16 protein-coding genes are annotated in these 20,743 nt (G+C 68.5%); 11 read left to right on the plus strand and 5 right to left on the minus strand.

Features of this window, described 5'->3' with window-relative positions; translation table 11 throughout:
- Positions 1 to 146: 146 nt before the first annotated feature.
- A complete protein-coding gene (locus tag AB0I41_RS30465; protein ID WP_357114055.1) occupies positions 147 to 707 on the minus strand; it encodes a recombinase family protein in 561 nt (186 codons plus the stop codon).
- Positions 708 to 856: 149 nt separating this feature from the next.
- Between AB0I41_RS30465 and AB0I41_RS30470 the strand changes: the two genes are divergently transcribed.
- A complete protein-coding gene (locus AB0I41_RS30470; RefSeq protein WP_357114036.1) occupies positions 857 to 3,883 on the plus strand; it encodes a Tn3 family transposase in 3,027 nt (1,008 codons plus the stop codon).
- Between the two features lie 363 nt (positions 3,884 to 4,246).
- On the opposite strand, the gene AB0I41_RS30475 is transcribed toward AB0I41_RS30470, so the two are convergent.
- The 3 genes from AB0I41_RS30475 to AB0I41_RS30485 all read right to left on the minus strand — a co-directional run bounded on the left by AB0I41_RS30475 (position 4,247) and on the right by AB0I41_RS30485 (position 7,495).
- Positions 4,247 to 5,050: an MBL fold metallo-hydrolase gene (locus AB0I41_RS30475; RefSeq protein WP_357114037.1), complete on the minus strand. Its 804-nt coding sequence runs from the start codon at positions 5,048 to 5,050 to the stop codon at positions 4,247 to 4,249.
- Between the two features lie 154 nt (positions 5,051 to 5,204).
- Positions 5,205 to 6,278, minus strand: a complete 1,074-nt coding sequence (locus AB0I41_RS30480; RefSeq protein ID WP_357114038.1) for a recombinase family protein — start codon at positions 6,276 to 6,278, stop codon at positions 5,205 to 5,207.
- A 179-nt stretch (positions 6,279 to 6,457) separates the two neighbouring features.
- Positions 6,458 to 7,495, minus strand: a complete 1,038-nt coding sequence (locus tag AB0I41_RS30485) for a helix-turn-helix domain-containing protein (RefSeq protein WP_357114039.1) — start codon at positions 7,493 to 7,495, stop codon at positions 6,458 to 6,460.
- A 108-nt stretch (positions 7,496 to 7,603) separates the two neighbouring features.
- Here AB0I41_RS30485 and AB0I41_RS30490 point away from each other — a divergent pair, with 108 nt between their 5' ends.
- The 9 genes from AB0I41_RS30490 (at position 7,604) to AB0I41_RS30530 (ending at position 16,198) form a co-directional block, all read left to right on the plus strand.
- On the plus strand, positions 7,604 to 8,500 hold the full coding sequence (locus tag AB0I41_RS30490; RefSeq protein WP_357114040.1) for an alpha/beta hydrolase: 897 nt from the start codon (positions 7,604 to 7,606) through the stop codon (positions 8,498 to 8,500).
- 177 nt (positions 8,501 to 8,677) lie between these two features.
- Positions 8,678 to 9,148 (plus strand): DUF6220 domain-containing protein, encoded by a 471-nt coding sequence (locus tag AB0I41_RS30495; protein WP_357114041.1) that lies wholly within the window; start codon positions 8,678 to 8,680, stop codon positions 9,146 to 9,148.
- Complete coding sequence (locus AB0I41_RS30500; RefSeq protein ID WP_357114042.1) at positions 9,145 to 11,226, plus strand: multicopper oxidase family protein; 2,082 nt, start codon at positions 9,145 to 9,147, stop codon at positions 11,224 to 11,226. The genes AB0I41_RS30495 and AB0I41_RS30500 overlap by 4 nt, the downstream gene beginning before the upstream one ends.
- A 127-nt stretch (positions 11,227 to 11,353) precedes the next feature.
- Positions 11,354 to 12,973, plus strand: a complete 1,620-nt coding sequence (locus tag AB0I41_RS30505; protein WP_357114043.1) for an ABC transporter ATP-binding protein — start codon at positions 11,354 to 11,356, stop codon at positions 12,971 to 12,973.
- A 12-nt stretch (positions 12,974 to 12,985) separates the two neighbouring features.
- Positions 12,986 to 13,405 carry a VOC family protein gene (locus tag AB0I41_RS30510; protein ID WP_357114044.1) on the plus strand — a complete coding sequence of 140 codons (420 nt, stop codon included), beginning with the start codon at positions 12,986 to 12,988 and terminating at the stop codon, positions 13,403 to 13,405.
- 228 nt (positions 13,406 to 13,633) lie between these two features.
- Positions 13,634 to 13,819 (plus strand): hypothetical protein, encoded by a 186-nt coding sequence (locus AB0I41_RS30515; protein WP_357114045.1) that lies wholly within the window; start codon positions 13,634 to 13,636, stop codon positions 13,817 to 13,819.
- Positions 13,820 to 13,869: 50 nt separating this feature from the next.
- Positions 13,870 to 14,433 (plus strand): GNAT family N-acetyltransferase, encoded by a 564-nt coding sequence (locus AB0I41_RS30520; RefSeq protein WP_357114046.1) that lies wholly within the window; start codon positions 13,870 to 13,872, stop codon positions 14,431 to 14,433.
- A 511-nt stretch (positions 14,434 to 14,944) separates the two neighbouring features.
- Entirely contained in the window at positions 14,945 to 15,412 is a 468-nt protein-coding gene (locus AB0I41_RS30525) for an SAM-dependent methyltransferase (protein ID WP_357114047.1), read from the plus strand.
- Positions 15,413 to 16,051: 639 nt separating this feature from the next.
- Positions 16,052 to 16,198, plus strand: coding sequence for a hypothetical protein (locus AB0I41_RS30530; RefSeq protein WP_357114048.1), 147 nt, complete (start codon positions 16,052 to 16,054; stop codon positions 16,196 to 16,198).
- Here the strand turns inward: AB0I41_RS30530 and AB0I41_RS30535 are convergent.
- Positions 16,173 to 17,240: an integrase core domain-containing protein gene (locus AB0I41_RS30535; RefSeq protein ID WP_357114049.1), complete on the minus strand. Its 1,068-nt coding sequence runs from the start codon at positions 17,238 to 17,240 to the stop codon at positions 16,173 to 16,175. The genes AB0I41_RS30530 and AB0I41_RS30535 overlap by 26 nt on opposite strands.
- 472 nt (positions 17,241 to 17,712) lie before the next feature.
- Between AB0I41_RS30535 and AB0I41_RS30540 the strand changes: the two genes are divergently transcribed.
- Positions 17,713 to 20,685: an AAA family ATPase gene (locus AB0I41_RS30540; protein WP_357114050.1), complete on the plus strand. Its 2,973-nt coding sequence runs from the start codon at positions 17,713 to 17,715 to the stop codon at positions 20,683 to 20,685.
- Positions 20,686 to 20,743 lie beyond the last annotated feature (58 nt).

Below are 20,743 nucleotides of genomic sequence, written 5' to 3' on the forward strand. Positions count from 1 at the left end.
CAACGACCGACCCCGTAAGATCCACGACTGGAAGAAGCCCTCCGAGATATTCACCGAACTCGTCGAGGCAAATGCTTCCACCGACTGAACTCGCCATGATCTACAAGTTGGCGCCGATGTTCCCTACCCGTGGAGCCATTCGCCCCTCACCTCGTGACGGTCTCAGCCCGCAAGTAGCTGTACACGGTCTCGCGGCTGATGCCGAACTCGGTGGCCAACACGGATTTCCGCTCGCCGGCGGCCACGCGCCGGCGCAACTGGTGTGCCTGCTCGTCGGTGAGGGCGGGTTTGCGGCCGGTGTAGACGCCGCGCTGTTTTGCCGCGGCGATGCCCTCGCGCTGGCGTTCCAGGATCAGGGCGCGCTCGAACTCGGCGAAGGCCCCCATGACCGACAGAAGCAGGGTGGCCATCGGGGAGTCCTCGCCGGTGAAGGTGAGGTTCTCCTTGACGAACTCCACCCGCACGCCCTTGCCGGTCAGGGTCCGCACGAGCCGGCGCAGGTCGTCCAGGTTGCGGGCGAGCCGGTCCATCGAGTGCACGATCACGGTGTCGCCGTCGCGGACGAACGCCAGCAGCTCATCGAGCTTCGGGCGGGTGGTGTCCTTGCCGGAAGCCTTGTCGGTGAAGGTCCGCTCGACGGCGATGCCGCCGAGTTGGCGGACGATGTTCTGCTCGACGCTACTGACCCTGACGTAGCCGACGCACACTATCCCGACCCCTTCCAGGGGTTCCGGTAGTCCTGGCGGAAAAATCAACGGATTTGGCTGACCTGCGTAAACGTGGGGGTCGATGATCGTCGTAGTGATGCACTCCACTACGTTCACGGCTGTTTGTCGGGTGATGTAGGGAGTGTGCGATGGCGACGCGGTTGTTCCCTGATGACGAGATGGAGCGGCTAAAGTCGTATCCGGACATCGACACTGCCGAGCTGATCCGGTTCTTCACGCTCACGCTGGCGGACGTCGCGTTTGTCGATCCGGGTCGGGGCCGGGGGCCGACGGACCGGCTCGGGTTGGCCGTGCAGTTGTGCACGCTGCCGTGGTTGGGGTTCGTGCCCGATGAGGTGCGTGCGGCGCCGCCGGTGGCGGTGATGCGGCTGGCTGGCCGGCTTGGCGTCGACCTGCGGGCCCTGGACCGTTACGGGGAGCGTGCGCAGACCCGTACGGAACCTCTGCGGCTGGTGTGTGACTACCTCGGGTGGAGGACCGCGCCGACCGGCGGGGTCGAGCTGAAGGAGTTGGAGGAGTTCCTGCTGGGGCGGGCGATGGAGCACGATTCGCCGACGACCCTGTTCAACCTGGCGTGTGAGTACCTGGTCGCCGCCCGGACGGTGCGACCCGGGGTGGTCAGCCTGCTGGAGATGGTTGCCACGGCCCGGGCGACGGCCACGACGGTGACGCACGATCTGATCGCGCCGCTGTTGACCGAGCAGATGACCGCCGACCTGGACCTGCTGCCCCGCGTGGACGCCGGGTTGGGGATGACCCGCCTGGCGTGGCTGACCAAACCGGCGGTCGACGCCACGGCGACGTCGATCAAGACGTCGATCGAGAAGCTGACCTGGGTTCGGGGCATGGACGGGCACCTGATCGACCTGTCGATGCTGGCCGCTGAGCGGCGCCGGTTCTTGGCCACGATCGGCCGTCGATCGACCGGGCAGGGCCTGGAGCGGCGGGAGGCCGAGCGGCGGTACCCGATCCTGCTGACCCTGGTGGCGCAGTCGGCCGTCGATCTTTTCGACGAAGTGGTGGGGCTGTTCGACCAGGCGGTTTCCGCCCGGGAGGCTCGGGCGAAAGTCCGCACCGACAGGGCCCTGGCCGAGCGGGGCAAGCGGGGCGAGTCCCGCCAGGCGCTTCTGTATCTGATCCTGCCGGTGCTGGCCGACCCGGGTATCCCCGACGAGCAGGTGGGCGGGCTGCTGCGGGGGCAGATCGGGATGGGCCGATTGCGGGAGGCCGTCGCAGTGGGCTGGCCGGCGCTGCCGCGCGACAACGGCAGGTTGTCGGAGATGAACGCCTCCTACAATTATTTGCGCCAGTTCGTGCCGCACGTGCTGGCCGCGATCGGCTTCCAGGGCGGTCCGGGCACCGACGAGCTGATGGCCGCGCTCGCCGTGCTGGCCGAGTTGAGCCGTACCGGGACCCGCAAGGTCCCGGCGTCGGCGCCCGACGGGTTCGTGCCGGCCCGCTACCGCGACTACCTGACCCGCGCCCAGCGGCAAGGCGACGACGTGTCCTACCGGCACTACTGGGAGCTGTGCGTGCTGCTCGGAGTTCGTGACGGGCTGCGCTCCGGCGACGTGTTCGTGCCCGGCAGCCGCCGGTACGCCGACCCCAGCTCGTACCTGTTCACCCCGCAGGTGTGGACGACGCGGCGGGAGGAGTTCTGCGCGCTGGTCGGCAAGCCCGCCGACGGGCGGGCCGGCCTGGAACAGGGCCTGGACGAGCTGCACACTGCCCTGGACGACCTGGAACGAGTCCTCGCGTCGACGGGCCCGGACGAGGTGGGTTCGGTGCGCCTGGACGACCAGGGCAACCTGGTCATCCCGCCGCTGTCAGCCGAGGACGTGCCGGCCGAGGCCACCGCGGTCAAGGAGGAGCTGGCCGGGATGCTGCCGTTCGCGCCGATCGCCTCGCTGCTGATCGAGTTGGACCACCGCACCGGGTTCCTGTCCTGCTTTACCCACGCCGGTGGGCGCAAGCGGGCCATGTCGGGTGAGCTCAAGCGCAACATCCTGGCCGTGCTGATCGCGAACGCCACCAACCTGGGCCTGGTGAAGATGGCCGAGGCGTGCGGGGTGCCCTACGACGTCCTGTCCTGGACGCAGGAGTGGTACGTGCGGGAGGAGACCCTGCGGGAGGCCAACACGGTGATCGTCAACCACCACCACGGGCTGGAGTTCGCGAAGGTCTTCGGCGGGGGCACGATGTCGTCCTCCGACGGGCAGCGGTTCCCGACCCGGGGCAAGTCGCTGACCGCGCGGGCGATGAACACGTTCTTCGCCGACGAGGGCCTGTCGACCTACACGCACGTGTCCGACCAGCATTCCACCTACGGCACAAAGGTGATCGTGCCGACCACCCGCGAGGCCCACTACGTGCTCGACGACTTCCTCGGCAACGCCACCGACCTGCCGATCGTCGAGCACGCCACGGACACCCACGGCGTCACACTGATCAACTTCGCGTTGTTCGACCTGGTCGGCAAGGCGCTCACCCCGCGGATCCGGGACCTGGGAAAGGTCACCTTGTGCCGCGACGACACCCCGACGGTGGTCAACGCCCGGTACCCGCATGCCGGGCCGCTGCTGACCGACCGCCTCGATCAGGACCTGATCGTGGAGGTGTGGCCGGATCTGCTACGCATGGCGGGGTCGCTGAAGTTCGGGCAGGCCACCGCCTCGCTGATCGTTGGCAAGTGGTCGGCGGCGTCGCGGCAGAACACCTTGGCCACCGCGCTCAAGGAGTGGGGGACGCTGCGGCGCACCATCCACTGCGCGAAGTACCTGTCCGATCCGATGTACCGGCGCAAGATCGCCCGGCAGCTCAACAAGGGCGAGTCGCTACACGCGCTGCGCCGCGACCTGCACTACGCCAACCAGGGCAGCATCCGCCGCCGGCACCTGGAACAGCAGACCGACCAGGCGTGGTGCCTGACCGTGCTGACCAACGCCGTGATCACCTGGACCACCGAGTACTACGCCATGGCCGTCGACCGGCTACGCGCCGCCGGCCGCGACATCCCCGACGAGCTGCTGGCCCACATCTCCCCGGCGCACAGCGAGAACGTCAACTTCTTCGGCACCATCACCGTCGACGTCGAAGCGGAGCTGGCCAAGCTCGACGAACACGGCCTGCGCCCGCTGCGCTCGTTCGGTGTGTGACGGCGGCCCTGACCGAGCGGCTGGACGCGGCTCGGGCGAGATCTCGCGGGCAATATACGGGTCAGAGGGGTCATGAGTTGATCTTGGGGTCCCGTGCGCGGTCTACCCGGGATCCTCGGCTGCGTCGCCCTCGGCGAGGAAGCGGGAGACGGATGAGCAATAGTCGCTGAGTTCCCGGCCTCGCCCACGGCCGGTGCCTGATGAAGGAGGAGGGGCGGCGGGTTCCGCCGACTGCCCGGATCGTAGAGTTCCCCAAGTAGGCCGCTGACCAGGCCCGTTGACGGCAGGGGTGACCCAGGTACCGGGCTCTAGACGGCCGGGCGGCTGCGCGTGCTCGCGGAATGACCGGCCCCGCCGGGTGGGTCAGCGGGCGATGAACGGCTCGGTCAGGTGCGGTGTCGCGAGGTAGAGCGTGCCGGCGGCCCGGCTGCGAAGCACCTGTTCCCTTGAGTGCCTTGCCTGCTCAACGTCCATCTCGTGGGCGTAGGCGAGTTCGGGGTGGAGCAGTTGGATCGCGTGCACGAGCAGGTCACCGGTGACGGCGACCAGGTCGCGCCCGGACTCGAGGAGCACGCTCTGGTGCCCGGGTGTGTGACCGGGCGTGGCGAACACGCGCTCGCCGCCGCGCAGCGGGGAGTCGCCGTCGAGCAGCCGTAGCTGGTCGGTCTTCCGGAGGGGGTCGATCACAGCGACCCGCAGCTGCGGGTTGACCTCCTCGATAGCGTCAAGTTCGGCCTGCTGCAACAGGTATTCGGCGTTCGGGAAGAACGGCCGCGCCTGCTCGCCGCCGACGACGGCCCAGCCCACGTGGTCGGTGTGGAGGTGTGTGAGCACCACGGTGTCTACATCGGATGGCTCGATACCCGCGGCGGCCAGCGAGGCCGGGAGCGCCCCGGGCACGGGCGCCCATGAGGCCGCCGGGCTGTCGGCCGGGCCGATCCCCGCATCGACCAGCGTCACACCCTGGTCGCTACGGATCGCGAACGCGCGGAACTGGAGCCGCCAGCGCCCGTCGGCGTCGAGCGCGTCGGGATCGAGCCGGTCGGCCGCCGCCCACTGCTCGGTGGTGGCATCGGGGAACGCCTCCGACCTGGGGGAGAAGAAGGGGCCCGCGCCGTCGGCGAGCGCGATGACGGTGTACGGACCGACCTGGAGGGAAGGGGGCATCCCGCAGATAATGTCACCGGCGGGCGGCCCACGACCAGGCGGGTTGACCTGGAGTTCACTCCAGGTCGTGGGCTGCGACGGTCAGTGCCGATGGAGGGGCATCGGGTGTGAGTAGTTGAGGTACAGGAAATCCCGGTGAGATTGATCTTGCTGGCTATTCGGTCTCCGTGGGCTGGAGGACCTGGTCCTGGAGGCGCTGCCGGAGATCGGATTCCTCCGGGGTGAACGGATCGTTCGGGCGGCGGATGCGGACTCGGCGGGGGCGGGGGATGTCGTCGCCGTCTTGGAGGTCGGCGAAGTCGGCGTGCGCCTGGGCGACGGCCTCGGGATACGCCTCCTTCTTCTCGTGCTCGGCGAGTGCGCGGTAGATGCTCGCGACGCTGGGGGCCTGGCCCTTGCGCTTGCCGGTGGGGATGATCAGGTCGGGCTGGATCTGCTCGACCGACTCGCCGTTCGCGCGGCGCCGGAGCACGGTGTGCAGCATGTCGTCGGTGATGACGGGCGGCCGGCCGCCGTGCATGCCCTTGCGGGCCGCCGCGTCGAGCCCTTCGAGGGTGGACTCCCGGATGTTCTCTCGCTCGGTCTCCGCCATCGCGGCGAAGAACGCGAACAGCAGGCGGCCGGGCCCGCTGGGGTCGTACATCCCGGGCAGGGGTCCGGCGAGCATCTCCAGGACCAGGCCGTGGGCTGTGAGGTGGTCGGCGAGCGCGGTGAGTTCGGCGGCGTCGCGGCCGAGGCGCTTCATCTCGTACACGGTGAAGATGACCCGGCAGTGCGGGGCATGGGTCTTGATCTGGCGGGCCAGCGCGAGCGCGGCCTCGAACTGGGGCCTCACGCGCACGCGGGTGCTGATCTTCTCGGAGAACACCTTGTCGCGCGGGATGCCGTGCTTGGCGAGGGCGTCTAGCTGCGACTGGAGTTCCTGGGTGAGCGTCGACCACCTCGCGTACCCGATGCGGATGTCGGCGGTCGGGGTGTCCGGCGCGAGGGCGAGCGGGACCGGAGTGCCCGGCCGCCATGGCTGGCCCGGCCCGCGGTCGGTTGGGGTCGGCACGCGCAGGAGCTTCGCGAGCCGGGGCACCTTGGTGAAGCGGCCGGTGTGGTAAGTGCCGGCGACCGCGCCGGAGCGCGAGCGGCACGGCGAGCCGGGGTCGGCCGTGCACCGCGGGCACGGGTGGCGTTCGACGTCGTCGGCGTCGCTCGGGGAAGCCTCTTGAGGGACGGTCATGACCGTGGATGTTGTCACAAACGATTCTCAGAAGTACCCCGAACCCGCCTTTGAGTGAGAACGAGTTCTGCGAACCGAACCGGCACTTTGTGGTCTCCGCACGGCTCTCTTTGATCTTGCTCGGACAAAGGACCGTTTGCGAGAAGCGCTCATCGGCCCAGTGGCGTTGCACGTCTTCCTCAGTCGTTGAGTAGCCGCCATGCGGTGAGGGCGAGCCCGGCCCGTACCAAGCCAGTGGGCTCGGTGAGTTCGATCCCCAGGGTCTTGCCGATCCGTTCGAGCCGGCCGGCAACGCTGCTGTGGTGCAGGTGAAGGAGATCGGCGGCCCGGCGCAGGGAGCCGGTGGCGCAGTAGGCGTCCAGCGTCTCCACATCCTGATGAGGGTTGTCGGCTAGGCGGGCGAGTGCGGCCACGTCGGCGTTGTCGCGCATGCTGTCCTGGGGCACCTGCGCGAGCAGCGCCAAGGCCCCCAGTTCGGCGTAGGAAACCACCGGGCGGCGTGGGGTGGTAAAGCGAAGAGCGGTGCGGGCTTGCCGCCAGGACCGGTCAGGACGCCCGACGCTACCGATGCCCGCACGTACGCCCGCCGGAAACCGGGCCTGGTCCATGGTGGTCGCCAGGATGACGCCCACGTCGGCGATCCGCGCGGCCTTGACCGTGCGGGCCGGGCAGACCAGGGCGCCGACCTGGTCGAGTGGCAGCTGCGCGTGTACGGCGACGACGCGGACCGGCAGGTCGTCGGCAAACCCCAGGAGCCGCAGCGCCCGGGCTCGGGCCGCCTCGTCGCCGTCGGAGCTGATCACCAGTTCGACGAGGGCGGGGTCGGCCATGGTGGTGCGGGCCGGGCCGTACCGTTCGGTGATCGCGGCAGCGGCGAGGGCGAACCGGTCCAGGAGCACGTCGTCGAGCGCGTTCGGCGGGCCAAGGCGTTCCAGCCACACCGTGCCGATCTCCTCCTCGTCGAGCGTGATCGCCGCTGTGGCGGACGCGGATTGCGCGGGAAGGGCCACCTCCCGGCCCTCGGGCGAGACGCGCATCACCCGCCCCGTTCCGTGGAGCCGGATGCCGGCCACGCACCCGGCCAGGCCCGCGGAGGCCCGGGCGAGCGCCGGGAGATCCACCCGTCGGCGCATCAAGGTGTCGTAGAACGCGATGACGCGGAGCGCGCCATGCGTATGCGAGTCCAGATGCGACAGCCGTTCGGCGAGAGCCTCCATGTGGCGTAAGGATAGCCGCCGGCCGGTGCGCCGTTCGGTGGGTAACCCGGGTTCGATGCCCGACAGTTGGCGGATGACCCCCTGGACATCGACGGCCAGGATGGCCTCATGGATCCCGAACTCGAACCATTCCTGCCGTTGATCCCGAAGACCGACCTGACCGACCCGGTCACCGCCCGCGAGAACTACGCCGCACGCGCCGCGGCGGCCCCGGCGCCGGACACATCCGCGATGCAGGTCGACGACCACACCGTGTCCGCCGATCCCGACGTGCCGGTGCGCATCTACCACCCGCATGGGGCGCGGAGCGCCCTCGTCTGGCTGCACGGCGGGAGCTGGATCATGGGGGACCTGGACACCGATCACCACCTCGCCGCCCGGATCGCGGCCGCCGCCGACACGGCGGTGATCTCGGTGCACTACCGCCGATCCCCCGAGCACCGGTTCCCGGCCGCCTTGGACGACACCTACGCCGTACTGTCCTGGACCGCCGAACACGCGGCCGAGCTCGGGATCGACCCGGCTCGGATCGCCGTCGGAGGACACAGCGCCGGCGCCGGGCTCGCCGCCGCAGTGACGTTGCGAGCGCGTGACAAGCAGGGGCCGCCGGTCCGCTTCCAACTGCTCAACGAGCCCATGCTCGACGACCGCCAGGAGACCTGGTCGCAGCGGAACTTCACCGACACGCCCTTGCACGATCGCGACGTGATCAGCGCGGCGTGGCGGCACTACCTGGGCGCCCGGCCCGCCACACCGTACGCCGCCCCGGCCAGGGCCGACGACCTGTCCGGCCTTCCCCCGGCCTACATCTCCACCGCCGAATTCGACCCGCTCCGCGACGAGGGCATCGCCTACGCACTCCGCCTGCTCCAGGCGGGCGTCCCGGTCGAGCTTCACCAGTGGCCGGGCACCTTCCACGGCTCACTGGCGGTCATGTCCGCCAACGTGTCCCAGCGGCAGCTCGCCGAACTTGCCGCCGCCCTGCGCCGCGCCTTGGCCGAATGAGGCGGGTACCTGGGGTGGCGAGGCGGATCTTCCTCAGTGAGGCAGACGGCGCTGCCGGCAACTCTCGGCAGCCGCCGCCCGTACGACGGCGAGCGCCGTCGGCGACAGACGGTCGTCCATGTCGGGCGCGATGCCCGAATCACATGTCGTGACTCAACCAATCTGAAGGAGTAGATTTTGCGTAGGTTATTTGCCGGCCTTGCGGCCCTGCTGGCGCTGGTCATCGTCGTACAGTTCTTCCTCGCCGCGAGCGCTGCGTTCAACACGGCGCCCAAGGACGAGTCCTTCCAGATGCATCGTGCGCTGGGCTATGTGATCTTCTTCTTCGCGGTCTTATTGACGATCGTCGCCGTGCTGGCCCGGATGCCCGGCCGGCTCATCGGGATGACTGGTCTGGTCGCCGGGCTGGTTGTTGTACAGGTTCTGATCCGGGAGTTCGCCGGTGCGTTCGACGACACGGGCGGCACCAGTACGGCAGCCGGCCAGCTCGTCTTCGGTCTGCACGCGGTCAACGGTCTGATGATCCTGGCAGTGGCCGGGACCGTCGCCCGGCGGGCGCGAGCGCTGTCGAGGTCTGCGGTGACCGATCGACCGGCCGGCGCGGGCAACGGCGCGGGGGCGTCCGGACCGACTCAGCTGGTGTCATGACAGCCGATCAGTTGATCATCGTGGACCATGTGGTCGCCCTGCTGAGCGTGGCCGCGTGGTTCACGACCGGCGCCACCGCGGCCGCCCGGCGAGTCCGGCCCGCGCTCGGCCTCCTTGCGGCGGCCGTGCTCGTGAATCTCGCCCGGGTGGTCACGGTGGCGATGCTGGCCGGTCGGGGCTGGTGGTTCGTGCAGGAGAAGGTGCTGTTGGGCCTGCCGATGGTTGGAGCCGCCGGGTTGGCCGCCGTCCTGATCGCCGGTCCGCGGCTACTCGCGGCGAGGCGCGCGCCCGACGCCGGGATACCGGCAAGTGGTGTGGTCTTGCTGCTCACCGCCGGATACGCGGCCCTGGCCGGGCTCGTGGTGACCTTCCTGGTCGGTTATCCCCTGACCTGGAGCACCGCGTTTATCGCCTGCTCCTTCGTCTGCGCGGGCGCGCTGTTGACCGCGCGCGTCGTAGCGGCACCGGTCGACATCACCGATACTGCGGGCGCCGCTGACGCCGACGACACCACCGGCGACGCCGACATCGCGACCACCCAGGCACCGCAGGGAACGCCCGGGGTTTCGCGCCGCGGGTTCATCGGCTTCGCGGGGGCTGGAGCAGTCGTGGTGGGCACCGGCAGCACCGGCGTCGGCCTGTTGTTCATGCCGGCCGAATCCGTCGCTACCGGAGGTGGTCCCGGGGGCTCGTCCGGCTCCGGGCCGGTGGTTTCGGTGGCCGACCTGCGCGGGGCCGCCGCACCGGCACCGGGCGGCACCAGGCGGCAGTACGTACTCACCGCGCAGGCCGCCACCGTCCGGCTCCCGTCCGGACGTGAGATCCACGCATTGACCTACGACGGGCGGCTACCCGGTACGCCGATCACCGCCACCGTTGGCGATCTGATCGAGGTGACGCTACGTAACACCGACATCGACGACGGAGTGACCCTGCACTGGCACGGCTACGACGTGCCGTGCGGTGAGGACGGCGCGCCGGGGGTGACCCAGGACGTGGTGGCACCTGGCGAGCAGTTCGTCTACCGGTTCCGCGCCGATCAGGTGGGTACCTACTGGTACCACACCCACCAGGCGTCTCACCACGGAGTGCGCCGAGGGTTGTACGGGACCCTCGTCGTGACGCCACGCGGACAGCAGGTGGAAAGCGCCGCTGCCGCCAGCGGGCAGCTGGATCTGACGCTGCCCGTGCACACCTTCGACGGCACCGTCGTGCTCGCCGACCAGGACGGGCGCACCGACCACACCGCCGCAGCCGGTACGAACGTGCGGTTGCGGCTGATCAACACCGACTCGGACCCGCACCGGTTCGCGCTCGCCGGAACGCCCTTCCGGGTGGCGGCCGTCGACGGCCGGGATCTCCACGAACCCGGCGAGATCAGCGACACCGGGCTGCGCCTGCCCGCGGGCGGACGGTACGACCTGGTCTTCGTCATGCCGGACACTCCGGTGGCGCTCGTCCTCGACAACGATCACGCCGGCGGCCTCCGGTTGCGACTGGATGGCCGGGCCGGCACCGCCGGAGCGGAGACGGCCGTCGCGGACACCTCGGGCTGGCCTGAACTCGACCTGCTGGCCTACGGAACGCCGGCCGCCGTGCCGTTCGATGCCGGAAGCCGCGCCGACCGGCACTTCACCATGGTTCTGGACCGCGGTGTGGCCCTGGTCAACGGCCGGCCGGCATACGCGCAGACCGTCAACGGCCGTGGTCACCCGTCGATCCCGGATCAGCTCGTCGCCGAGGGCGATCTCGTCCGGTTCACCGTGGTCAACCGGAGCCTGGAAACCCACCCCTGGCATCTGCACGGCCATGCCGTGCTGATCCTGTCCAGGAACGGCAAGCCGTCGACCGGCAGTCCCTTGTGGGTGGACACGTTCGATGTCCGCCCAGGCCAGGTGTGGGAGGTCGCGTTCCAGGCCACAAACCCCGGAATCTGGATGAACCACTGCCACAACCTGCCCCACCAGCATCAGGGAATGATGCTGCAGCTCCGCTACGACGGGGTCGCCACACCATTCCACGGCTCACACACCGCCCATGCGGCCGCTACCGCCAGCAGCCGAAGCCACGGCCACTGACCCGTCGGCGGCTCGTCGCTCGGCCCCGTGCCCAGATGACCCCACCTCGGATCTTGATGGGCCAACCCGGGGAATACCACCATCGGCTCGGCCACGTGCCTAGTCGCGACGAGAAGACGGGAGAGCGATGACCACCACAGACCTTGCCGAGGCGAGGGAGCGGTCCACGCCACCATCGGATGCCGACTCCGCGGCGGGACAGAGCATGGCACGGCTACTGCTCCCTTATCTCTGGAGTTTCGCCGCTGTTGTCATCCTGCAGGTCATCGGCGCTGTCGCGGGTCTGGCGCCGCTGCTGGCGGTCGTCGAATTGGGTCGCACTCTGTTGTCGCCCGGCCGGATCGATCAGGGTCATGTCTGGACCGTCGTGATCGTGGGTGCGGTGGGCTTGTTCGTCCGACTGCTGTTCACGGCCGCATCATCCGGAATCGGGCATATTGTCGACGGTCAGGTACAACTGTCGTTTCGCCGGCAACTGGCGGCGCGGCTGGGGCGCGTACCGATCGGCTGGTTCTCCGGGCGCCGGACCGGCGAGCTGGCAAAGGTGGTGGGGGAGGACGTAAGTGCTGTGCACCCGTTCATCGCCCACGCCCCCGGCGAGCTCGTCTCCGCATTCGTGGTGCCGCTGGTGTCGCTGATCTACTTGTTCACCATCGACTGGCGGCTCACGCTGATCACGCTGATACCGGTGGTGCTGGCAGTGTTGCTGGTCCCCCTGATGATGACCCCGACCCGGCTGCGCGAGCAGGAGGAGTTCGACGGGGCCATGGGACGGATTGCGAGTTCCGTCGTCGAGTTCGTAGAAGGTATCTCGGTGGTCAAGGCGTTCAGCGGATCCGAGCGCGCCCACCGTAAATTCCTCGCGGCCGCGGACGATTTCGTCGGCATCTTTACCCGGTGGGTGCGCGGTATCTCCGGGGTCGCCGCTGGGATGCACCTGGCGCTGTCGCCGCCGTTCGTGCTGTTGGTCGTGCTGATCGGCGGTGCGGCTCTGATCACGAACGGCGGCATGGCCCCGGCCGACCTGCTGCCCTTCATGCTGCTCGGACTGGGCCTGACCGCTCCGGTGGCGGCCCTCGGCCACGGCTTCGACGACATGCAGGCCGCCCGGCGCGCAGTCGGCCGGATCCGGGACGTGCTCGAGGTGCAGTCGCTACCGGAGCCTGCGCACCCGGTCGCACCACGGGGGCACCGGGTGGAACTGCGTGACGTTCGATTCGGCTACGTTGCCGATCACGAGGTGCTGCGCGGAATCGACCTGGTGCTCGAGCCGGGGACGGTCACCGCGATCGTTGGGCCATCGGGAAGTGGGAAGTCCACGTTGGTTCAGCTGTTGCCGCGGTTCTTCGACCCGACCCACGGTTCGGTCGTCCTGGGCGGTGCCGATCTGCGCGAGCTCGGCAGTCGGGAGCTCTACCGGATGGTCTCCTTCGTCTTCCAGGACGTTCGCCTGCTGCACGCGTCGGTTGCGGACAACATCGCGCTGGCGGTACCGCATGCCCACCTCGATGACGTGGTTCGCGCCGCCCGGCTGGCAAATATTCATGATCGAATCCTCGAGCTGCCGCGCGGATACGAAACGGTGATCGGTGAAGCAGCAACCCCAGAACGCAATGACCCTGGGTCCTACGTCTCTCGGATTGACTTTGAAACACGGGAAGCACGCCAGCCCTGCGACTCGGAGGTTTCGGCCCGCCTTTTTCGGGAACGCCGACATCGGCCCGAATCTTTCAGGGTGGTCCGGTAAGAGGGGGTACATGTGACTTTAGCCAACGCGGCACCCGACTATTTCAAACCTAAGGACGGGATGTTCCTCGCCACCTTGTTGATTGTTCGCGATCTCGATCGGTCGCGCGAATACTACGAGCGAGTATTCGGAGCTACCTGCGTACACGAAAGCAATCCGTTGATCATGAAGTTCTTCAACAGCTACATCATAATCAACGTCGAGGGCGGCCCGACCGATGACAAGCCGACGGTGCGGGCCATGGCACCAACGGATCCCAACACTCTGAGCTGCGCGATGAACGTTCGAGTTACCGACATCCGGAAGCTCTACAAGGAGTGGAAGTCTCGTGGTGCGGACTTCATCACCGAGCCAAAGGACCACGGCACGGAGATCCGGTGCTACCTGCGCGATCCCGACGGCTATCTGGTTGAAATCGGGCAGGGGCTCTGACCGGTTTCCGGAATTCTTAGGTGTCCGTCGCTGCCAAAAGGTCCGCGACCCCTCCGGCGGGCCGCAGATGACCGCAGGCAGCCGATCCAGGGACAGGCCGAGACGTGCGCTCATCGGCAAGAGCGCGACGACGTTACCGCAGTTCCGTCACTCGGCGTGGCGCTCGGTCGGCGGCATGTGCGGATGTCCCGCATTCGGGTCAGCGCCCTCGTCTGCCACCATGGGCTCATGGACGAGCAGATCACGCCGATCCTTCGCACCAACAACGCTGAAGCTGCCGTGGCCTGGTATGCGCGGCTGGGCTGGCTCATCCCCAATGCGGTCGGTGCGCCGCTGATCAAGTGGCTCGCCCACCGCGCCCGCACCGCGAACGTGACCATCCCTACCGTTGTCCGCGGGGAGGTTGCGCCGTGAACGCCGGCGCGATCAGACTTCGCCGCGGACAGCACCGGCAAGGAGCGGACGTGCTGGTCGCAAGCCACGCCGCCTACCCGGCATTCCGCCACGTCTTCCCTGACCCTCGGCGCCGCTTGCAGGCACTGCGTCCGTTCTTCGAAGCCACCGTGCGCGACGCGATCCCATACGGCTCCGTGTACGCCAGTACCGATGCCGCCGCCACAGCCGCCATCGCGGTGTGGCTGCCTCCGGGCGCGTTCCCCTGGACCGGCACCCGGCAGGCGCGGGCCGTGCCGAAACTCATCCAGACCATGATCGCCGCGCCCCGGTCCTTCCCCGCCTTCATGCGCCTTGGGTCCAACGCCGCACGCGCACACCCCACCGAACCGCACTGGTACCTCGTCGTGCTCGGAGTACGTCCGAGCCACCACGGCCACGGCCACGGATCCCGGCTCGTCGCCGCGGGACTTCGACATGCCGACCGCGCCAGCACCGCCTCCTACCTGGAGACCTCCGACCCGGACAACGTGGCGTTCTATCAACGGTTCGGCTTCACCGTCGTCAACGACGCGTTGCCCCTCGTGCCCGGCGGCCCGACCTACATCGCGATGCGCCGCCCACCGGTCAGGTAACGACCGGCGATTTCAGGTTCCGAGCCCGCAGTCAAGCGAGCTCCTGGCCCGCCTGACCGGTCCCACTTGACGCTCTGATCGAACGTCCTCAATTCGGCACGACCGGGCGCCGGGCTTGATCCGGTGTCGTGATACTGCGTAGCGCGCGGTCGGGGGCAGAAGCGGATGGCTGCAAGCAGGTCGCGTGGCACGACACCTGCGAACCCGGCGTTCTCGCGGGCGTGCGGCACGAGTTTCGCCAGCCTGAGCGTTCTTGAATTCCGTGTGGCCGACGCGGAGGCAACCCGACTGCACGCCGCAACATCCGGCCCAGCTGCCCGTAACGCACGAACGGCGGCAAATCGGGGCGGCATTGAGGTGAGAGCACCTGACGCGTGGCCGGACCCGCAGCATCGATCGCCCACGTTCCAGTGGACGCAAGGCTGCGGTCGCGTTGGCGGGTCAGGGCGTGGTCGACGGCGGCGCGATGGCCTCGACGCTGGTTTGGGCGCGCTGCGGATAGCCTCGAGCCATGGTGAGCTTCGAGATCACTTCGATAGGTACGGTCCGGAACGACCGGACGGACGTCCAGCACACGGACAACTGGGGTGCTGTCCGCAGCACGATCACCATCGACGAGCGCTTCGGCGAGGCGTGTCTCCAGGGTCTGGAGGGCTTTTCCCACGTGGAGGTTCTTTTCATCTTCGACCAGTTCCCGGAGCACGGCGATTACCGCGAACCCCGCCCCTACCGCGGCCGCTCCGACCTCCCGCCCATTGGCATATTCGCTGGCCGCGGTCCCCGCAGACCGAACCGCATCGGGGTAACGTGCTGCGCTATCGAATCCGTCCACGGCCGCGAATTGACGGTGGTGGGCCTCGATGCGGTCTCGGGCACCCCGGTCATCGACCTGAAGCCGACGATGGCGGAGTTCCTCCCGGTCGACAGCAAGCAGCCGGAATGGGTCAGCCGCGTGATGTCGGAGTACTTCCAGCCGTAAGCGGGGTTCCGTTGCCACAGCCCGCCGCACCCGTGCGTTCGCCTGACGTCGGAGAAGCGCCCTGAAGCAAGGTCAGGTGCGCGCACATCGGCAGATCCGGTAGTTGACGACGGCGACCTATGAACGTGTCTGTAGCGGAACGTAGCCCCCAGAGACCAGATCAGACCGCTCCAATCGGGCCGCCGAACCCTCCCGTCGCCGCCGGTGGCTCGGCTGAGCCACGTTCGACCCTCGACCAGCGCGCTCCCCGCGCCCCGACTGGGTAGCCGGCTCGGCTGTCACCGTCAGGCCGACCCCGCCCTATCGATCGGCGTCATGGTCGGTCCGCCCGGCTTGTGCTCTGCTCGCCCCCCATTTACCCCCCGAAAACCCCTGCCCAAGAGCGACAATCAGTGACAGTCAGCGATCACTTCAAGAGGCCGTCTTTGCAGGTCATTGCTCATTTTCGACAACCGATGACAAGTGCGATACCGTCACGGTCGGTAACAAGGGGTCGTCGGTTCGAATCCGGCCGTCCCGACTGGTATTCACCAGCGGATATAGAAGATCGTCTGTGATCTTGCGGTAACGCTGGCAGTAACGGAGATCGCTTAGCGTGGGCTGTGCCCCCCGATCCCGTTACTGCGGAGGTGCAGCCCGATGGCTGTCTACAACTACCGCCTCGCCAACGGTCAGACCCGCTGGTTCTTCATCATCGACCTCCCGCCCGACGCGAACGTGTGGGGTTCCAAAACCCTGTCACTCGGCCTGAGCTGGGTTTCTATGCGGCTCGTTCGTACTCGGTGATCAGCCCGCCGAGGACGGGTCGGCGTTTGATCCGCTCGTGGGTCAGGTCAACGACGGGACGGTCGGATCGCGGTGGCTGCAACTGCCGGGCTCGGTGTGGCCGTCGCCCGTTGTAGTGATGGGTGTATTCAGCAAGCGTGCGGCGTAGATGCCGTTCTCCGAGGATGAGCATGCGGTCGGTGACCTCGCTGCGGGCGGTGAGGACGAACCTTTCCGCGTAGGCTTTGGCTCGCGGGCTGCGTGGTGGGATCGTGCACACGGTGATACCGGCGTCGGCCAGGACGGTGTCGAAGGTGTCGGTGAACTGCCCGGCCCGGTCGCGGATCAGGAACTTGAATTGGTCGGCTCGCTCGCCCAGGTCCATGAGCAAGTTGCGGGCTTGCTGGGTGGTCCATTGTCCGTCTGGGTTGGTGGTGACGCCGAGGACGTGTACGTAGCGGGTACCGATCTCGATCACGAAGAAGACGTACAGGCGTTGGAGGGTGAGCGCGCAGTCCACGTGGAAGAAGTCGCAGGCGAGCATGGTCGATGCTTGGGTTTGCAGGAATCGTCGCCACGTGGTGTGGTCGTGGCGGCGAGGTGCCGGCGGTATCCCGCAGCGTTTGAGGATCCTGCGGATCGTTGACGCACCGATCCGGTGACCAAGGCCGAGCAGCTCTCCTTGAATTCGCTGGTAGCCCCAGCCCGGGTTGTCCTGGGCCATCTGCTCGATTAGCGCGGTCAGCGCGGGGTCGATCGGCGGACGCCCGAGCCGGTGTGGATACGTCCAGTGGCGGGCGACCAGCCGCCGATGCCAGCGAAGGACCGTGGCTGGGGTGACGAGTCGATGGGGCTTCAACGTTCGTGGCAGGAGCCTGATCAGGGCGGCGAGCGCCGCGCGGTCGGCCCAGTCCAGGCGGGGCTTGGGGTTCTGTCGGCGCAGGACCGCGTTCTCGTGGCGCAGGACCAGAATCTCCAGGTCCTTGGCTGCGGTGGTCCGAGCGAGCAGGGACAGCCAGCCGGCAATCCGGCAGAACACGAGGTAGATCAGGCGGAGCGACACGAGTAAGGATGGTGCCCGACGTCCCCTGTTAGCCACCACATCCGGCCAAGTCAGCCACGATGACCGCGTTTTGGAACCCCGCAGGCAGCAGCCGCAGCAGCGCAAACGCGTTCGTGATGCCCAGGTACGCCAGTCGCAGCAGCATGAGGCGGCATCATCGCGTAGTCATCGGTGACGATGGGTACGGGCGACGCCCCGATCGGACCAAGGTCGGGCCTGGACGTCAACAGTGCCCGCGACCTGCACGGATGCCTTTCTCGGCAGGTACACCGTTGGCACGGGCGTCACCGGGAGTGCGCTCGGTCCGAGCGGTTGGGAGGGTGTTGCGGAACTGCTTGAGGGCGGGCTTGCTGTTGGCGAGCCCCGTCCCTGCCACGGTCAGCCGCCGTGTCACAGGAGGCAGGTGGCGGTATACCATACAATTGGTCAACTCGGCGAGTGTCCCCTGCCATTGACCGGAGAGCGTGCTCGCATGACCAACGTTGCGCGTGAATCAAACCGGAAGCCCGGTGGCGGTTCCTCGCGGATGACTGTCGGAGCCGGCGGGCCGAACGCCGAAAGGCTGGGGCGGCCGATCTCAAGGGTAACGGCTCCCCGGCTGGTGGGCCGCCATCCGGAGCTGGATCAGCTCACCTCGGCCCTCGGCGCGCCCCCGTCGGTGGTGATTATCGAGGGCGAGGCGGGCATCGGCAAGACACGACTCTTGGCTGAGGTGCTTCCCGGCTTGGACGAGGGCGGCCGGCGGGTGGTGGTGGGCGGCTGTCGGCAGATCCGAGAGCCCTTTCCCCTCGGCCCAGTGGTCGAGGCGGTCCGAGGCGTCGGTGCCGGCTTGGCCGGTAAGCCGTTGTCGCCGGTGGTCGGCGCCCTGCGACCACTATTGCCGGAGCTTTCCGACGTGTTGCCAGCCATGGTCCCGCCGCTCAACGATCGGCGTGCCGAGCAGCATCGGGTCTTCCGCGGTCTGGTCGAGCTCCTGGACTCGCTCGGCTCGGTCGTCATGGTCCTGGAAGATCTGCAATGGGCGGACGAGAGCACCGTTGACTTCGTATCGTACCTGTTCGGGGATGTGCACCCCAAGCTGTCTGTGGTGCTCACCTTCCGCGGGGATGAGGTGCATCCGGCGGTCCGGGCAGTCTCGGCGACGCTGCCGGCGATGGTAGGCCGAGCCCATATCACCCTCTCGCCGTTCGGCGAGGGGCAGGCCGGTGAACTGGCGGCCGAGATCCTTGGGCTCGACCGGGTGTCCGACGAGTTCGCCGCCTACCTCTGTGAGCGGGCGTCGGGAATTCCGTTCGCGATCGAGGAGCTCCTTGCGCTGTTGCGCAGCCGCGGCACCCTGATGCTCCAGGGCGGCGGGTGGGCCCGCCAGACGATCGACGAGCTGGACGTTCCGCGGGGAATTAGGGACCAGGTCAGTGAGCGCGTGAGCCGGCTGTCGCGGGACGGAAAGGCGGTCGTGGAGGCGGCCGCCGTCCTGCAGGTGGCGGCGCCGCTGACCGCGATCCTGGAAACGACTCCAACCGTCGCCCGTTCGGCCTTGCGGGGGATCGACGAGGCGGTCGAGGCGGGCCTGCTTGTCGTGCGTGACGGTACGATCGGGTTCCGCCACGTGTTGGCGGCCCAGGCAACGTACGAAGACCTCCCCGAGGCGCGACGGCGTGAGCTGCATGCCCGAGGGGCGCACGCGCTCCGCTCGTTGCCTCGGGTTCCGCTCGGTCTGGTTGCGCACCATCTGCACCACGCCGGCCGGATTGACGAGTGGGTCGGCGCCGCGGAGCGGGCCGCGGACCAGGCGATCGAGCTGGGTCACGACGACGAGGCGGTGCGCCTGCTTCGAAGCCTGCTCGACAACGCTCCGCCGGATGCCGAGCGGCACGGCCGGATCGCGGTGAAGCTCGCCCGGGCCGCCGTCGAGACGCTCCAGGCCCAGGACGCGATCGGCCTGCTCGCCGAGGTGCTCGACCGCGACAACCCGCCCCCGGAGAGCCGCGGTGAGCTGCGACTCCGGCTGGCGTTGCTGGTCAACATTGCCGGCGGTGATCCCGCCTTCCAGCGCCGGCTCTACCTCGATGCACTCGCTGACCTGGACAGCCGACCGGACCTCAAGGCCTGGGCGATGACTGGGCTGGCCATGCCGACCGTTCCCGGACTCGCCCTCGCCGAGCAGAAGGACTGGCTACACCGAGCATTGGAGGTAATCCCCCGGGTTGCCGACGACACGTTCGAGGTATTCCTGCTCGGCAAGGTGGCCATGGTGCTGGCACCGACGGGAGACCCGGCGTGGCGCGGCGTCGCCGACCGGATCATCCAACGAAGCAACGGCTCGCCCGGCAAGCGCCAGGAGATGAACGCCTGCTACTCGGCCGGGCTGGCCGCCTGTTATGTGGGAGACCACGACATCGCGAACCGACTGCTGAGTCGGGCGCTCAGCGGGGCGATCGCCGGCGAGAGCCACCAGCTGGCCGCCCGGGCGCGGGCGGCGGCAGCCCTGTCGGACTTCTGCCGCGGCACCTGGGATGGGTTGGCCGAGCGGGCAGACCGGCTGCTGGACGAATACCCGGACCACGCGGTGATCCGGGCCAACGTAGAGGTGGTACGCGGCTGCCTCGCCCTGGCCGCGGGTCGTCTCGACGACGCGCAGGCGTTGCTGACCGCCGCCGTGTCCCTGACCGAAAGAGCCGGTGCCTTCGACCTGCTCCCCATTCCGCTCAGTGCGCTGGTCCGGCTCCTTATCGCGCGGCGCCGGGCGGATAACGCCCGGACCAGGATCGATCGGTACTTCGCAGCGGTGGAGCCGATCGGCGTCTGGGCTCCGGTGGCCCGCGTACTCCCGCCCGCCGTGGACGCCTTGGTGGCCTGCGGCGAGGCGGACGGCGCGCATCAGCTGGTCGACCGCTGGGCTGCCCGGCTGGGCGGCCTGGATTCACCGCTGGCAGCGGCCGCCCTGTCCCACGCGCGAGGCCTCCTCCACGAAGCTCACCACCGGTGGCGTCGGGCTGCCCGGGACCTGACCCGAGCGGCTCACGCGTATGACACCCGCAACTGCCCTTACGAGGCCGCCCAGGCCCGTGAGCGGGCCGCGTCGGTCCTGCTCGCGGCGGGCGACCCCAGCGCGGCGGAGCACCTGCGGGCCGCATTGGCCACCTATCGCCGGCTCGGCGCAACCTGGGACCTCGGCCGAGCCGCGCGCACGGCACGCTGGCACGGGCTAGCGCCCCCCGGCCGCAATGGTCCTGGTCGGCGCGGCTACGGCAACCAATTGTCCCCGCGCGAGCGGGAGGTGGCCGAGCTGGCAGCGACCGGCCGCACCAACAAGGAGATCGGCGCAGAGCTGTTCTTGTCGGTGAGCACGGTCGAGAAGCATCTTGGGGCGGTGTCGCGCAAACTCGGTGTCCATTCCCGATCGGCGATCGCCCGCTGGGTATCGGAGCATCCGGCAAGCTAGCCCAGCGGTTTGAATAGCGGATATCCGCCATAGTCCGGACGCATCCGCTCGCCGATGC

The sequence above is a fragment of the Micromonospora sp. NPDC050200 genome (assembly GCF_040656135.1).
In the GTDB taxonomy this organism is placed as follows: Bacteria; Actinomycetota; Actinomycetes; order Mycobacteriales; family Micromonosporaceae; genus Micromonospora.